This window comes from Piscinibacter gummiphilus (assembly GCF_002116905.1).
In the GTDB taxonomy this organism is placed as follows: domain Bacteria; phylum Pseudomonadota; class Gammaproteobacteria; order Burkholderiales; family Burkholderiaceae_C; genus Rhizobacter; species Rhizobacter gummiphilus.
Map to the genome: position 1 here is coordinate 5,347,329 of NZ_CP015118.1, position 14,991 is coordinate 5,362,319.

14 protein-coding genes are annotated in these 14,991 nt (G+C 70.7%); 9 read left to right on the forward strand and 5 right to left on the reverse strand.

The genetic code is table 11. The features are described from left to right. The first annotated feature begins 318 nt into the window (after positions 1-318). Together A4W93_RS24435 and A4W93_RS24440 are read left to right on the forward strand one after the other, a co-directional pair. Positions 319-1,443 (forward strand): ABC transporter substrate-binding protein, encoded by a 1,125-nt coding sequence (locus A4W93_RS24435; protein ID WP_085753091.1) that lies wholly within the window; start codon positions 319-321, stop codon positions 1,441-1,443. Next, positions 1,440-2,567: an ABC transporter substrate-binding protein gene (locus tag A4W93_RS24440; protein WP_085753092.1), complete on the forward strand. Its 1,128-nt coding sequence runs from the start codon at positions 1,440-1,442 to the stop codon at positions 2,565-2,567. The genes A4W93_RS24435 and A4W93_RS24440 overlap by 4 nt, the downstream gene beginning before the upstream one ends. Positions 2,568-2,573: 6 nt before the next feature. On the opposite strand, the gene A4W93_RS24445 is transcribed toward A4W93_RS24440, so the two are convergent. After that, positions 2,574-3,992: an aminotransferase-like domain-containing protein gene (locus tag A4W93_RS24445; protein ID WP_085753093.1), complete on the reverse strand. Its 1,419-nt coding sequence runs from the start codon at positions 3,990-3,992 to the stop codon at positions 2,574-2,576. Between the two features lie 175 nt (positions 3,993-4,167). Between A4W93_RS24445 and A4W93_RS24450 the strand changes: the two genes are divergently transcribed. The 3 genes from A4W93_RS24450 to A4W93_RS24460 are packed head-to-tail and all read left to right on the forward strand — an operon-like array spanning position 4,168 to position 6,766. After that, entirely contained in the window at positions 4,168-4,968 is an 801-nt protein-coding gene (locus A4W93_RS24450) for a DUF2970 domain-containing protein (protein ID WP_099959980.1), read from the forward strand. After that, positions 4,965-6,194, forward strand: coding sequence for a c-type cytochrome (locus A4W93_RS24455; RefSeq protein WP_085753094.1), 1,230 nt, complete (start codon positions 4,965-4,967; stop codon positions 6,192-6,194). Before A4W93_RS24450 ends, A4W93_RS24455 begins: the two co-directional genes overlap by 4 nt. After that, entirely contained in the window at positions 6,191-6,766 is a 576-nt protein-coding gene (locus A4W93_RS24460; RefSeq protein ID WP_085753095.1) for a hypothetical protein, read from the forward strand. Before A4W93_RS24455 ends, A4W93_RS24460 begins: the two co-directional genes overlap by 4 nt. Before the next feature lie 27 nt (positions 6,767-6,793). Here the strand turns inward: A4W93_RS24460 and infA are convergent, their stop codons facing one another. The 3 genes from infA to A4W93_RS24475 form a co-directional block, all read right to left on the reverse strand. Further along, complete coding sequence (gene infA, locus A4W93_RS24465) at positions 6,794-7,051, reverse strand: translation initiation factor IF-1 (RefSeq protein WP_085753096.1); 258 nt, start codon at positions 7,049-7,051, stop codon at positions 6,794-6,796. 363 nt (positions 7,052-7,414) lie between these two features. Further along, positions 7,415-8,080, reverse strand: coding sequence for a TetR/AcrR family transcriptional regulator (locus tag A4W93_RS24470; RefSeq protein ID WP_085753097.1), 666 nt, complete (start codon positions 8,078-8,080; stop codon positions 7,415-7,417). Positions 8,081-8,154: 74 nt separating this feature from the next. Continuing rightward, positions 8,155-10,116, reverse strand: coding sequence for an alpha/beta hydrolase domain-containing protein (locus A4W93_RS24475; protein ID WP_085753098.1), 1,962 nt, complete (start codon positions 10,114-10,116; stop codon positions 8,155-8,157). Positions 10,117-10,355: 239 nt separating this feature from the next. On the opposite strand from A4W93_RS24475, the gene A4W93_RS24480 reads away from it, so the two are divergent. The 3 genes from A4W93_RS24480 to A4W93_RS24490 all read left to right on the forward strand — a co-directional run bounded on the left by A4W93_RS24480 (position 10,356) and on the right by A4W93_RS24490 (position 13,336). After that, on the forward strand, positions 10,356-10,733 hold the full coding sequence (locus tag A4W93_RS24480; protein ID WP_085753099.1) for a hypothetical protein: 378 nt from the start codon (positions 10,356-10,358) through the stop codon (positions 10,731-10,733). An 11-nt stretch (positions 10,734-10,744) separates the two neighbouring features. After that, positions 10,745-12,082: a tRNA (N6-isopentenyl adenosine(37)-C2)-methylthiotransferase MiaB gene (miaB, locus tag A4W93_RS24485; protein ID WP_085754313.1), complete on the forward strand. Its 1,338-nt coding sequence runs from the start codon at positions 10,745-10,747 to the stop codon at positions 12,080-12,082. A 72-nt stretch (positions 12,083-12,154) separates the two neighbouring features. After that, positions 12,155-13,336, forward strand: a complete 1,182-nt coding sequence (locus A4W93_RS24490) for a GGDEF domain-containing protein (protein ID WP_085753100.1) — start codon at positions 12,155-12,157, stop codon at positions 13,334-13,336. On the opposite strand, the gene A4W93_RS24495 is transcribed toward A4W93_RS24490, so the two are convergent. Further along, positions 13,296-13,577, reverse strand: a complete 282-nt coding sequence (locus A4W93_RS24495) for a hypothetical protein (RefSeq protein ID WP_085753101.1) — start codon at positions 13,575-13,577, stop codon at positions 13,296-13,298. The genes A4W93_RS24490 and A4W93_RS24495 overlap by 41 nt on opposite strands. A gap of 94 nt (positions 13,578-13,671) precedes the next feature. Here A4W93_RS24495 and hemA point away from each other — a divergent pair, with 94 nt between their 5' ends. Continuing rightward, positions 13,672-14,964 carry a glutamyl-tRNA reductase gene (gene hemA / locus A4W93_RS24500; RefSeq protein WP_085753102.1) on the forward strand — a complete coding sequence of 431 codons (1,293 nt, stop codon included), beginning with the start codon at positions 13,672-13,674 and terminating at the stop codon, positions 14,962-14,964. Positions 14,965-14,991: the final 27 nt, after the last annotated feature.

The following is a 14,991-nucleotide window of genomic DNA, read 5'->3' on the forward strand; positions in this document are numbered from 1 at the left end:
AGCACGGATGCCGCTGCAGGGAGGTTAGGGTAGAGGTGTGTTTGATCCATGACAAGCGCGGACCCGGTGGAGCGATACATCTGTCACACCCCCGAGCGCCGAAGCGTGATGGATGACACGGAAATCGAGGTGTCGAAGCCGGTCCGGAAGTGACGAAGATGGTCAGCCTGCGCGCAGGAATTCACGTCTCGCCCGAATTCAGTGCGTGAGCGAATGTGTCAAGACGAATTGATTGACCATCGGTGTTTACACTGAAAAGATTGCGCGCCTGCGATTGCGATCGGCTGCGCGGACATGACCTTTCGAGATCCCCACCCGATGAAACGTCGCACACTGATCCAGTCCATCGCCGCCAGCAGCGCATCGCTGGCCTTCCCCGCGTTCTCGCAGGGCAACCGCATCGTGCTCGGCCAGTCGGCTGCCTTCACGGGCCCCGCGGCCCAGCTGGGCATCCAGATGAACCGTGGCGCCCGCGTCTACTTCGACGCCATCAACGCCGCCGGCGGGGTCAACGGCCAGCAGATCGAGCTGCGCACGCTCGACGACGGCTACGAGCCGGACCGCTGCAAGGCCAACACCGAGAAGTTCATCAAGGACAACGTGTTCGCCCTGTTCGGCTACGTGGGCACCCCCACCTGCCTCGCCGCGCTGCCGCTGATCAACGAAAGCAAGATCCCCTTCTTCGGCCCGTTCACCGGCGCCGAGTCGCTGCGCGATCCGTTCAGCAAGAACATCTTCCACATCCGCGCGTCCTACTACGACGAGACGGCGCTGATCGTGAAGCAGCTGACGTCGCTGAACGTCAAGCGCATCGCGGTGTTCCATCAGAACGACGCGTACGGCAAGGCCGGCCTCGACGGCGTGACCCGCGCGCTCAAGCCGCTGAACCTCGCCCCCGCCGCACTCGGCACGGTCGAGCGCAACTCGGTGGACGTGGCCGCGGCCGTCAAGAGCATCATGGCCGCCAAGCCCGAGGCCATCGTGCAGATCGGCGCCTACAAGGCGTGCGCCGCCTTCATCCGCGAAGCCCGCAAGGCCGGCTACGGCGGCCAGTTCTACAACGTGTCGTTCGTCGGCACGCAGGCGCTCGCCGACGAGCTGGGCAAGGACGGCCACGGCATCGTGATCAGCCAGGTCATGCCCTTCCCGTTCTCCACCACCACGCCCATCTCGCGCGAGTACCTCGACGCGGTGGCCAAGGCCGGCGGCGACGCGAAACCCAACTACTCCAGCATGGAAGGCTACGTCGCGGCGAAGGTGTTCACGGAAGGCCTCAAGCGGGCCGGCCGCAACCCCACCCGCGAACAGCTGATCTCCGGCCTCGAATCCGTGAACAACACCAACATCGGCGGTTTCCATGTGAGCTTCGGCGCACGCGACCACGTCGCCTCGCACTTCGTCGAAGTGTCGATGCTGACCGAAGACGGCAAGGTCCGCCGGTGAAGCGCCGCGCCCTGCTCCAGGCCGGCGCCGTCGCGTCGGCCGTGACCGGTTTCCCGGCCATCGCCCAGTCCCGCAACAAGATCGTCCTCGGCCAGTCGGCCCCGCTGACCGGCCCCGCGGCCGCCCTCGGCACGCAGTTCCGCGACGGCGCCGCGATGGTGTTCGACCGCCTGAACGCCCGCGGTGGTGTCAACGGCCGCACCATCGAACTGCGCAGCGTCGACGACGGCTACGAGCCGCAGCGCTGCGCCGAGAACACGCAGAAGCTGCTCGCCTCGTCCGACCTCTTCTCGCTGTTCGGCTACGTGGGCACGCCCACCAGCCTCGCCGCGCTGCCGCTGGCCACCGCGGCCCGCGTGCCCTTCTTCGCGCCGCTCAGCGGCGCCGAGGCGCTGCGCGCGCCGTTCAACCGCTACGCGTTCCACGTGCGCGCCTCGTACTTCGACGAGACGGCCGAGATCGTCAAGCAACTCACCGCCGTGGGCATCAAGCGCATCGCGGTGTTCCACCAGAACGACAGCTACGGCAAGGCCGGCCTCGACGGCGTGACCCTCGCGCTGAAGACCGCGGGCCTCACCGCCGTGAGCCTCGGCACGGTCGAGCGCAACACGGTGGCCGTCGACGAGGCGGTGCAGAAGATCCTCGCGGGCAAGCCCGAGGCCATCGTGCAGATCAGCGCGTACACCTCGTGCGCCGCGTTCGTGCGGGCCGCGCGCAAGGCCGGCTTCTCGGGCGGCTTCTACAACGTGTCGTTCGTCGGCACGCAGGCGCTCATCAACGAGCTGGGGGCCGATGCCCGCGGCGTGGTGGTGAGCCAGGTGATGCCGCTGCCGTTCAGCGCGACGAACCCGATGGCGGGCGAGTACCTCGCGGCCGGCAAGACGATTGCGAAGTTCGAACCCAACTACGGCGGCTTCGAGGGCTTCGTGGCCGCGCGCACCTTCGTCGAAGGCCTGAAGCGCGCCGGCGCCAACCCGACGCCCGAGTCGATGATCACGGGCCTCGAATCCCTGAACGACTTCAACCTCGGCGGCTTCTTCATCGACTTCGGTCCGCACAAGCGCACGGGCTCGCGCTACGTCGACCTGACGGTGCTCACGGCCGACGGCCGCGTCCGCCACTGACGAACGTCAGGCCGGCACGAGGCTGCCGGCCAGCTGGCCCAGCGTCTTCATCGCGCGTTCGAAGCGCGGGTCGTCGGGATGCCCGATGTTCAGGCGCACGCAGCTCGCGAAGCGCCGGTCCGCCGAGAACAGGTGGCCGGGTGCGATGCTGATGCGCTGCGACAGCGCGAGCCGGTGCAGCTTCAACGCATCGACACCCGCCGGCAGCTCCACCCACAGGAAGTAGCCGCCGTCGGGCCGCGTGGTGCGCGTGCCCTTCGGGAAGTGTTTCGCGATCAGCCGCAGCGCGATGGCCTGGCGTGACGACAGGGTCTCGCGCAGGCGCCGCAGGTGGCGGTCGTAGCCGCCCTGCTGCAGGTACGACACCAGCGCCTGCTGCGAGGGCACGGGCGCCGACAGCGTGGTCATCAGCTTGAGCCGGGCGATGCGTTCGGCGAACCGGCCCGCCGCCACCCAGCCCACGCGGTAGCCGGGGGCGAGGCACTTCGAGAACGAGCTGCAATGCATCACGAGGCCCGCGCGGTCGAACGCCTTCGCCGGCGGCGGACGCCTGGGGCCGAAGTGCAGTTCGCCGTAGACGTCGTCCTCGATCAGAGGAACGCCGTGACGCGCGAGCAGTTCCACCAGCGCGCGCTTGTTCTCGTCGGGCATCAGGCAACCGAGCGGGTTCTGGAAGTTCGGCATGAACCAGCACGCCTTCACCGGATGGCGCTCCAGCACCGCTGCGAGCGACGCGAGGTCCACGCCCGTGCGCGGGTGCGTGGCCACCTCCACCGCCTTCAGGTTCAAGCGCTCGAGCGCCTGCAGGCTCGCGTAGAACGTGGGCGACTCCACCGCCACGACGTCGCCCGGCTTCGTCACCGCCTGCAGGCACAGGTTCAGCGCCTCCATCGCGCCGTTCGTCACGACGATCTCGGCCGGGTCGGCGGCCGTGCCTTCCACCACGTAGCGCAGCGCCAGCAGGCGGCGCAGCGACTCGCTGCCCGGGGTCAGGTCCTCGACGGTCTGCCACGGGTCGAGGTGGCGCATGGCCTTCGACAGGTGCAGTGCGAGCTTGTCGAGCGGGAACAGGGCCGGGCTCGGGAACGCCGAGCCGAGCGGCACCACGTCGCGCTCGCGGATGGCGCCCAGCACCTCGAACACCAGCTCGCTGATCTCCACCGTGGTGGACGCCTCGGGCGGCGATGACGTGGCGGGTTCCGCCGGGCCGCCGGCCGCGGGCGCCCGCACGTAGTAGCCCGAGCGCGGCCGCGCCTCGATGGCGCCTCGGGCCTCGAGCAGGTAGTAGGCCTCGAACACCGTGGTGGGGCTGACCCCGCGGCTCGTGCTGGCCTGGCGCACCGACGGGAGCCGGTCGCCCGGGCGCAGCACACCGGAGCGGATGCCTTCGGCGATGTCGGCGGCGAGTTGTTCGTAGCGTTTCACGGGCGGATCTGATCTGGGATATCTGGCCGTTTCGATCACTGTACTTCCCCAGGTCTCCATACTGGGTGAATGCCCGACTCGCCTCCATCTGATCTGGTTTTTTCTGCGTGTTCTGAGCCTTACTCTCCGGCGGCACCCACGGCACAGTCCTCCCCACAGGACAACGGGGATCGTCATGGGTTCGCTGCAGTACGTGAGGATGGTGTTGTGGAGCTTCTTCGGCATCCGCCGGCGGGCCCGCGCCGATGCGGAACTGGGCCGGGTGAAACCCCTTCCCCTGCTGCTGACCGCGGTCGTGCTGGCCGGGCTGTTCGTCACACTGCTGCTGGGTGCCGCGCACTGGGCGGCCGCGGCCACGCCCGTGCGCGTGGACGGGTCGATGGCGCAGCGGGTCCAGGCCTGCACGGCGTGCCACGGCAGGGCCGACCGCACCACGCGGCAGGGCTACTTCCCGCGCATCGCCGGCAAGCCCGAGGGTTACCTCTTCCAGCAGCTGCGGCACTTCCGCGACGGGCGCCGGGAGCACGCGGGCATGGCCCACCTGCTCGCACAGATGCCCGACGCGTACCTCGCCGACATCGCGGCCCATTTCGCCGCGCTCGACGCGCCGCCGCCGACGCCCACGCCTCCCGGCCCGGACGGTGAGCGGGGTGAAGCCCTCGCGACCCGGGGCGATCCGCTCGTCGGCCTGCCCGCCTGCGTGTCGTGCCACGGCACCGCCCTGACCGGCCTCGCCCCGGCCGTGCCGGGCCTGCTGGGCCTGCCGCGCGACTACCTCGTCGCGCAGATCGGCGCCTGGAAGACGGGCCGCCGGCACGCCACCGCGCCCGACTGCATGGCCACCGTCGCGCAGCGCCTGTCGGTGGAGGACATCGATGCGGTGTCCGCCTGGCTCGCCTCACGGCCCGTGCCCCCAGGCCACGCGCCCGCGGGCCGCCCCGACGCGGGCACGCCCGCCTGCGGGAGCACGCGATGAGGATGAAGCACGTGATCCGCGGAAGCCTCGTCGTCGCCTCGCTGGCCCTCGCGTGGTCCGTCGCCGCGGTGGGGATCGACCTGCGCGGCAGCCGACCGCTCGACGACACGCCGCCCCCCGCCACCGACGCCGCCCTCGTCGCCCGCGGCGCGTACCTCGCCCGCGCGGGCAACTGCATGGGCTGCCACACCGCGCGCGGCGGGATCGAATACGCCGGCGGGCGCGGCATCGAGACGCCCTTCGGCACCGTGGTCGCGCCGAACCTGACACCCGACGCCGACACCGGCCTCGGCACCTGGACCGCCGCGCACTTCCGACGGGCCATGAGCGACGGGCGCTCGCGCGACGGCCGCCTGCTGTCGCCGGCGTTCCCGTACCCGCACTTCACCCACGTGACCCGCGACGACAACGACGCGCTGTTCGCGTTCCTGCGCAGCCTGCCGCCGGTGCATGCGCCGAACCCGCCCAGCACCCTGCGCTTCCCGTTCGACACCCAGCTCGCGCTGGCCGTGTGGCGCGCGTTCTACTTCCGTCCGGGCGTGGTGTCGCCCGAACCCGGGCGGTCGGCGGAATGGCACCGCGGCCGGTACCTCGTCGAAGGCCTCGGCCATTGCGCCGCCTGCCACACCACGCGCGACGCGCTGGGCGGCCCGGGGGCCGACGGCGGCCTGATCCCGATGGAGAACTGGTACGCCCCGCCGCTCGGCGGTGGCGACCCTGCCTCGGTGGCCGCGCTGCTGAAGCACGGCGCGTCGGCCCACGGCACCGCCATGGGCCCGATGGCCGAGGTGGTGTTCCGCAGCACCGCGCACCTGACGGCGGCGGACGTGGCGGCGATGGTGTCGTACCTGAAGGACATGCCCGCAGCCCCACCACCGCCGCCGGCCGAACGCGGCGACCCGGCGGTGCTGGGCCGCGGCGCGAAGCTCTACGAGACCCACTGCGCCGACTGCCACGGCGCGGACGGGCGCGGCGCCGCACCCGCCTTCCCGCCCCTCGCCGGCAACCCGTCGGTGACGCTCGGCCCGGCCACCAACGTGATCCAGGCCATCTCGCGCGGCGGGTTCGCCCCGGTCACGGCCGCGCACCCGCAGCCGTACGGCATGCCGCCGTTCGCCGGTGTGCTGGACGAGGCCGAGCTGGCCGCGGTGGCGACCTACGTGCGACAGTCGTGGGGCAACGAGGCCGGCGCGGTGTCGGCGCTCGACGTGTTGCGCACGCGATGACCGTCCACCTCCCTTCCCTCCCCGACGCCGCGCGGGCCGTCGAGGCCGCGGCCCGGCGTTCGCCCGCGGAAGGGCGGCGCCTGTGCGCGCAGCGCGAGTTCGTCGAGCTGCTGCTCGCGTGCCCGAACGTGGGGCTGCGGGAATACCGGCTGCCGATGCTGCTCGACGGCAGCGTGGCGGGCGGCGTGGCCGTCGAACTGAGGGGCGCCCCCGGCGAGGTACAGGCCCTCGCGGCCGCCGACACCGGCCGGGGCTGGCGCCTCGACGGCCACATGGCCGCGATGGCGAACGTGCCCGACGACCTGTTCCTGGTGGCCCTGCCGGTCGCGCTCGGACCGCGTTTCGCGTTTTCGGTGGTGATGCTGGGCAGCGACCAGGACGGGCTGCACCGGGTGCCGACGGGCGACGTGCGGGCGCACGAGGCGGCGTTGCGGATCTCGGGGGTGTTCTACCGCGACGACGAGACGCTGGCCGACGACGGGCCGGCGCTGCTGCGGGCGGTGGCGCCATCGTGGCGGCGCCTGCGCCGTGCGCTGGCGCTCGGCCAGGCACGGCATCGGCTGGCGGGGTGACGGTTCACCCCGGCGAGCGGCAAACGTTCAGCGGCGGGGCGCGGCGCCCGGGCCCGGTCCGCGGCCTTCGATGTGGCGGAACGTGATGCGACCCTTGCTCAGGTCGTACGGGGACAGCTCGAGCGACACCCGGTCGCCGGCGAGGATGCGGATGTGGTGCTTGCGCATCTTGCCCGCGGTGTAGGCCACGAGCGTGTGGCCGTTTTCGAGGGTGACGCGGAAACGGGAGTCGGGGAGCACGTCGTCGACCTTGCCGTGCATTTCGATCAGTTCTTCCTTGGCCATTGGTGCTTTCGTCAAAAAGGAATCGGACGGCCGACGCGGAATCGGGTGGATCCCGGCGAGGCCGGTGCCGGCAGGGCCGGCGCGTGAATCAGAGAAGCCCTGTGCGCGACCTGGCGCGGGAAAGGGCGGGACGTGCAAGTGAATCGGCGCCGTCGCTGGCACCCTCGCACGCGAGGGAGGCAACGACGACCGGCTGATGGGGTTCATCAGCAGACCGGCTTCACGGGAGGCAGGGGATGCCTTGGAAGCGCCGTTGCGATGGGAGGATTCTATCACCCGGGGGCCGTAGATTGGGCCCTCGGAAAATGCCCCCACACCGGGGTCGAACCGGGCCTCGGCCCGTGAAATGCGACCGCCGGCGGGCTATTTCAGCGCAAAACGCAGCACCATCTCGACGATGCGCTCACGGCGTTTCGCCACGGCCGACTTCGGCAGCGTCGGGCCGCGCTCGAAGATCAGCGAGAACGTGTACCGGTTGGCCACGTTGAAGAAGCACAGCGCGCTGATCGACATGTGCAGGTCGATCGGGTCGAGGTCGCCGCGGAACACCCCGTCGCGCACGCCCCGTTCGCAGACCCGCTGCACCGTGGTGATGGCCGAGGCGTTCTGCTCGCGGATGGTCTTGCTCTGCTTCAGGAACGCCCCGTGCAGCATGTTCTCGTTCGCCACCAGCCGCACGAAGTCGGGGTTCGCGAGCTGGTAGTCGTGCGTGAACCCGACCAGCGCCTCGAGGGCCTTGGCGGGGGGCAGCGCGTCGAGGTCCAGCGTGGCCTCGGCCGCCCGCATGCGCTGGTACGCCCCTTCGAGCACGGCGAGGTACAGCGCCTCCTTGCTGCCGAAGTAGTAGTAGATCATCCGCTTGCTGGTGTGCATCGCCTCGGCGATCTCGTCGATGCGGGCGCCATCGAACCCCTTGTCGGCGAACGCGTGCGTGGCCACCTCCAGGATGTTGGCGGTGGTGCGTTCGGGGTCGTTCGTGCGGGTCGGCGCGGCACGCGGCGCGCGTTTGGCGGGGGCGGTGGGCGGCATGGCGGCAGGAGAATACCCGAGTCCGCCCCCGGGCGGACACCGCACGCGCCGGGGGGACGGCGCGGTGTCCACGTTCACACGGTTCGGCGGCGGCGAAGCGCGAGCCCCGCGGCGGCCACGGACAACAGCAGGCCGAGCAACAGGTCAAGGCGCCCCTGGCCGATCGAACCGCCACCACTGTCCTCGGCCGGTGCGGCCGCCGGCGCGCCGTACAGGTCGGTCACGGCGGTCGGGTCCAGCGTCACCGTGTCCGGCGTGGCACCCAGCGTCTGCAGTTCGGTCACGAGGATGTCCGAATACTCCTTCAGCAGCGCCGCCTGCTGCGTGGTCACGCGGGACTGGGTCTTCTGACCCTCGACCTGCGACTGGAAGTTCTGCAGCCACTTGGCCGCCTGCGACCACTGCGCCTTCTGCTTCGCCGCATCACCCGCCGCGGTGTAGCCCCGGGCCACCGACAGCGTCGCGGCGTCGATCGACTTCAGCAGGTCCTCGGCGCCCGTCATGTAGAGGAACTTGACGTGGTCGCGCAGCAGGCCGGTGGACGGCTGGATCGGGAACTGGGCCTTGTTCGCGCACAGCGGGCCGCAGTCGAGGCCGAGGCCCGTGATCGAGACCTTCGCGTCGGCGAGCATGTCGTCGGCGTCGGCCTGCATCACGAAGCCGTCCTTGACGTTCTGCTCGACGGCGGCCTTGAAGGCGGTGAAGTACGCGTCCCGCGTCGGGTACAGCGCCTTCAGCACGTCCGTGGTGAACGGCTCGTGGTTGCCGTTCAGGAAGCAGGTGCCGGCGCCGGTGTTGATGCCGGAGTCGACCGCGACCGGCACCGCGAACGGGGCCACGCGGATGCCGCCCAGCATGTTGCCGCGGGTGTCGCGCTGGATCGTCTTGCCGTCCGCGCCGAGGGGCACCGCGGGACCGGTGGGCGGCACGACGTTGGCCGCCGCGTTCCAGCGGTGCAGCCAGTCGAGCGTGGCGGCGATGACGTGGCGGTCGGGCACGCGGCTGCGGCTCGGCAGGTCGCAGCTGTCGCGCAGCGCGGCGGTGGGCTGGTCGCGGCGCAGCAGCGAGTAGCGCACGGCACTCGAGGCCCAGTCGGAGTGCGAGGCGCCGGCGATGGTCCACGTGCGCATCTTGTCCGAGTCGGGCTGCAGCACGCTGATCTCGTTGGCCGAGGCCGGGGCGACGTACTCGGTCTCGGAGAGCAGCTTGATCACCGGGATGGCGAGGTCGGTGCGGACCATCTCGCCGCCGATGTAGAGCAGCGCGGCGTCGGCGAGCGGCAGGTCGCGGGTCATGATGGCGTTCAGGTACACCGACACCCGCCCGGCCGACTGCGATACCCCCGCGGCCACCACCTTCCTCAGCAGCGGCTTCAGGGGGCCGAGCATCGGGGTCGTCCGCACGGCCTGCAGCGCCTGGCCGTAGACGTCGTAGGAGAGCGGGTCGCCACTCGTGAACTTGCCGGCGGCGGTCAGGTCGAGCTGGCCGTAGCGCGCCGGGCTGAACTGCTTGAGGCCCAGCGTGGCGTTCGTGATGGGGCCGCTCTGGGCCGTCACGCCGATCCACACGTGGCCCTCGCGCATGAAGAACTCGTGGGCGCGGAACCACAGCGCCTCGACGTCGTAGTTGCTCGTCGCGTTCATCCACTCGACCACGACGGTGCCGCTGAAGCGGGTGCCTTCGGCGGGGCGGCGCACCATCACGCGGGTGGTGTACGGGTTGCCGGTGGTGACGACGTTCGCCGTGGGCGAGGCCGAGGCGCGAGCCCCGATGCCGCCCGCGACGGTGGCGTCGTACGAGTTGGCCTGGCCGGACATGAAGAACTCCTCCTCCACGTAGCCGCGGGCCTTCAGGTCGAGGTCGGTGCCGAAGAAGGTGTAGTTCCTGTCCGCGCTCGCGAGGTCGGCGGCCACCGGGCCCACCACGACGGGGGTGGGCACGATCGCCAGGGCGGCGTGGCTCGCGGCGAGCAGCAATGCGCCGGCGGCGGCGCGGAAGCCCGAGGCCAGGGCCTCGATCGGTCGGGTCATCAGCATGTGGAACTCCTGCGGGGGTTTCGGGTTTGCAAACGTACCGGTTCGTACATTCAGTATCCGCAAGCGGGACCGGTGATCGGAATCGGGGTTTGTCCGGGATCGCGTCCCGGAGCCGACGGCGTATCCACGCGCGGCGGGAACGTGCCGGGATGCCCGATCCGGCCGGTGCGCCACCCGCCGCCGGACGGGGCCCGCCCGCTACACTGGCGCGTCCCCTTCACAGCCACTGGACGCATACCATGTACCGCTGTCTCATCGCCCTGGCGGCCTCGGCCGCCATCGCCGTCCCGGCCCTGGCGCAGACCCGCTCCTTTCCGCAGAACGCCCTGCGCGGCACCCTCGTCTTCGGGTCGCCGCCGGTCGTCGCGCTCAATGGCAACGCCACGCGGCTCGCGCCCGGCGCCCGCATCCGCGGCACCAACAACATGCTCGTGATGTCGGGCGAACTCGTCGACCTGAAGATCGTCGTCAACTACACGTACGACACCTCCGGCTACCTCCGCGACGTGTGGATCCTCACCGACGACGAGATCAAGGTGCGCCCGTGGCCCACCAACCTCGAGCAGGCGCAGGCGTGGTCCTTCGACCCGGCGACCCAGGTCTGGACGAAGCCGTGAGCGAGGCGGCGATGAAGAAGGTGTTCATCAAGACCTTCGGGTGCCAGATGAACGAGTACGACTCGGACAAGATGTCCGACGTCATGCGCGCCGCCGAGGGCTACGAGCCCACGAACGACCCCGAGCAGGCCGACCTGATCCTCTTCAACACCTGCTCGGTGCGCGAGAAGGCGCAGGAGAAGGTGTTCAGCGACCTCGGCCGCGTCAAGCACCTGAAGGCCAAGGGCGTGATGATCGGCGTCGGCGGCTGCGTGGCGAGCCAGGAAGGCGCCGCCATCATCGAACGCGCGCCGTACGTCGACGTGGTGTTCGGCCCGCAGACGCTGCACCGCCTGCCCGAGTTGCTGGCCCGCCGCCAGGTGCAGCGCCGCCCGCAGGTCGACATCAGCTTCCCCGAGATCGAGAAGTTCGACCACCTGCCACCGGCGCGTGTGGAAGGCGCCAGCGCCTTCGTCTCGATCATGGAAGGCTGCTCGAAGTACTGCAGCTACTGCGTGGTGCCGTACACCCGCGGCGAGGAGGTCTCGCGCCCGTTTGATGACGTGCTCGTCGAGGTGGCCGGCCTCGCCGACCAGGGCGTCAAGGAAATCACGCTGCTGGGCCAGAACGTGAACGCGTACCGCGGCGCCATGGGCGGCACGGCCGAGATCGCCGACTTCGCGCTGCTGATCGAGTACGTGGCGGAGATCCCCGGCATCGAACGCATCCGCTACACCACGAGCCACCCGAACGAGTTCACGCAGCGCCTGATCGACGTGTACGCGAAGGTGCCGCAGCTCGTGAACCACCTGCACCTGCCGGTGCAGCACGGCAGCGACCGCATCCTGATGGCGATGAAGCGCGGCTACACGGCGCTCGAGTACAAGAGCACCGTCCGCAAGCTGCGCGCGGTGCGGCCGGACATCGCGATGTCCAGCGACTTCATCGTGGGCTTCCCCGGCGAGACCGACGACGACTTCGCGAAGATGATGAAGCTCATCGACGACGTGGGCTACGACGCCTCGTTCAGCTTCATCTTCAGCAAGCGGCCCGGCACGCCGGCGGCATCCCTCGACGACGACACGCCGCACGAGACGAAGCTCGCGCGCCTGCAGGTGCTGCAGGCCCGCATCGAGGAGAACGTCTCGCGCATCAGTCACGCGATGGTGGGTTCCACCCGCCGCCTGCTGGTCGAAGGCCCGTCGCGGCGCGACGCCGGCGAGCTGATGGGGCGCACCGAGTGCAACCGCATCGTCAACTTCAAGGGCCCCGCGCGCCTGGTCGGCCAGATGATCGACGTCACCATCACCGAGGCGTACGCGCATTCGCTGCGCGCCGAGGTCCAGGTCAGCGAGACGGTTGCGGGCTGACCCCATGAAGCGTCATCCCGGCGAAGGCCGGGACCCTGGGTTCCTCCCGACGCGCCGGCCGGGGTTCACGCCATGAACCTCGACGCCAGGACCCTCTTCTTCTCGCTGATGGTCAACGTGCTGCTGATGAGCATCGCGTTGTCGTTCAACGTGCGGTGGCGGTCGCGCTCGGGCATCCGGGCCTGGAATGCGTCGCTGATGATCCAGGCGCTCTCCTGGGCGCTGCTGATCGCGGCCTACCGGGTGCTGCCGCGCGAGATGGCCACGCTGGGCGTGGCCGGCCTCACCGGCGCGATGTCGTTCGTCTACGTCGCGGCGAAGACCTACCTGCGCGAACCGCTGGTGAAACCGTGGCTGTGGGGCGTGCCCCTGGTCACCACGGCCGTCCACTGGCTCGTTTTCTCGAACTACCAGGCCCGCATCGCGGTGACCAACGCCGCGCTGGCCCTGCAGATCGGATGGATCGCCTGGGTGCTCGTCCGCCCCCGGGCGCGCCCGCAGACCGACGGCCGCTGGCGCTGGCTCGCGGCCACCGCGCTGATGATGTCCGGCGTGATGGTGACGGGCCGGTTCTTCCTGGTGACCTTCTCGCCCGAGGCCTACCCGAGCTTCGAGGCCGGCCACTGGATCAACACGCTGGGCCTCGTGCTGACCAACGCCGACCTGACCCTCGGCACCCTCGCCTTCCTGCTCGCGCACCGCGACGAGGCCGAACGTGAACTGCAGCTGCTGGCCACCACGGACGGCCTCACCGGGGTGATGAACCGTCGGCAGTGGATGGCGTCGGCCGAGGTGCACGTGCGCCTGGCCGAGCGCCACGTGCAGCCGGTCACGGTGATGATGTTCGACATCGACCACTTCAAGCAACTGAACGACACCCGCGGCCACGCCGCCGGCGACGCGGCCCTCGTGCGGTTCGCGCAGGCGCTGCAGGGGGCGGTGCGCCAGCCCGACCTGGTGGGCCGGTACGGCGGGGAGGAGTTCTGCGTGCTGCTGCCCCAGTCCGACGCGGTGGCGGCCAAGGCCATCGACCGCCGGCTGCGCGAGGCGCTGGCCCGCGACGCGGCCCCGGCGCAGGGCCTGCTGATCACCTGCACGGTGGGCGTGGCGGAATGGCGGCCCGGTGCCCGGTTGGACGACCTGCTGGCCGCGGCCGACGCCGCGCTCTACCGGGGCAAGGCAGCGGGCCGCGACCGGCTGGAGGTGGGCGACATCAGCTTCGGCGCGGACCGAACGCCGCCCACCACAGGCTGACGGCGTTGGCCACGACCAGCGCGCCGTAGGTGGCCATCTTGCCGTCGCGCCCGGTCAGCACGAGGCCGGCCACCAGCGCCAGGGCACCCGCGGCCACCGCCCAGGCGGCGAGTCGGGTGAAAGGCACGGACTTCAGCTGGTTCCGCCAGAACAGCTTCGTCAATGCGGCGGCCACCGCCCCCACCACCACCGCCGGCGCGAAGAAGTTCAACAGGTGCCACAGTCCATCCAGCATGCCCATGGCGGTGCTTGTCCTCAGGGGGTACGGCGCGGGTGCGCCAAGGAATTAGTCGGTCTCCGGGCGATCGACTGCGGTCGATTTTATAATCCCGGACATGAGCGTCTTCGCCCTCGGCCTGAACCACAACACCGCCCCGCTGGACCTGCGCGGCCGGTTCGCGTTCTCGCTCGATCAGGTGGCCCCCACGCTGCAGGCCTTCCGCCAGCGGCTGACGGCCGTGCCGGGCGCGCCCGAGGTCGCCCTGTTGTCCACGTGCAACCGCACCGAGCTGTACTGCGCGGCCGAACCGGCCCTGGTGCAGCCCGCGGTCGACTGGCTCGCCGGCTTCGGCGGCGTGGCCCCGCACCAGCTGATGGACCACGCCTACGTGCTGCAGGGCGGCGCCGCCGCCCGCCACGCGTTCCGGGTGGCCAGCGGCCTCGATTCCATGGTGCTGGGCGAACCGCAGATCCTCGGCCAGATGAAGCAGGCCGTGCGCGAGGCCGACACGGCCGGCACGCTCGGCACCACGCTGCACCAGATGTTCCAGCGGTCGTTCGCGGTCGCGAAGGACGTGCGCTCGTCCACCGAGATCGGCTCGCACTCCATCAGCATGGCCGCCGCCTCCGTGCGCCTGGCCTCCCAGCTGTTCGAGGACCTGCGCGAGACCCGCGTGCTGTTCGTCGGCGCCGGCGAGATGATCGAGCTGGTGGCCACGCACTTCGCCGCCCGCCAGCCCCGCGGCATGGCCGTGGCCAACCGCACGCTCGAGCGCGGCGAGAAGCTCGCCACCCGCCTCGGCGCCGAGGCCATCCGCCTGGCCGACCTGCCGGGCCGCCTGGGCGAGTTCGACATCGTGATCTCCTGCACGGCCAGTTCCGTGCCCATCATCGGCCTGGGTGCCGTCGAGCGGGCGCTGAAGGCCCGCAAGCACCGCCCCATCTTCATGGTCGACCTGGCCGTGCCGCGCGACGTCGAGCCGGAGGTGAACCGCCTCTCCGACGTGTACCTCTACACGGTGGACGACCTGTCGGCCCTGGTGCAGACCGCCGGCGAGAAGCGCCAGGCCGCCGTGCAGCAGGCTGAAGCCATCATCGACGCGGGCGTGCAGAGTTTCGTGCACTGGCTGGGCCAGCGCGGCACCGTGCCGCTGATCCAGGCCCTGAACGCCCAGGCCGACCGCTGGCGCGCCGGCGAGGTCGCCCGCGCCCGCAAGCTGCTCGCCAAGGGCGAGGACATCGAGGCCGTGCTCGACGCCATGTCGCGCGGCCTCACCCAGAAGATGCTGCACGGCGCCCTCGCCGAGTTGCATGCGGCCGACGGTGAACACCGGGTGCAGCTCGCCCAGACCGTCTCGCGCCTGTTCCTCCGCGGCGCTCCCGGCCACCCCTCCGACGACTCCCGTTAGCGGCGCTCCGTCCGCCCCACCCGGCGC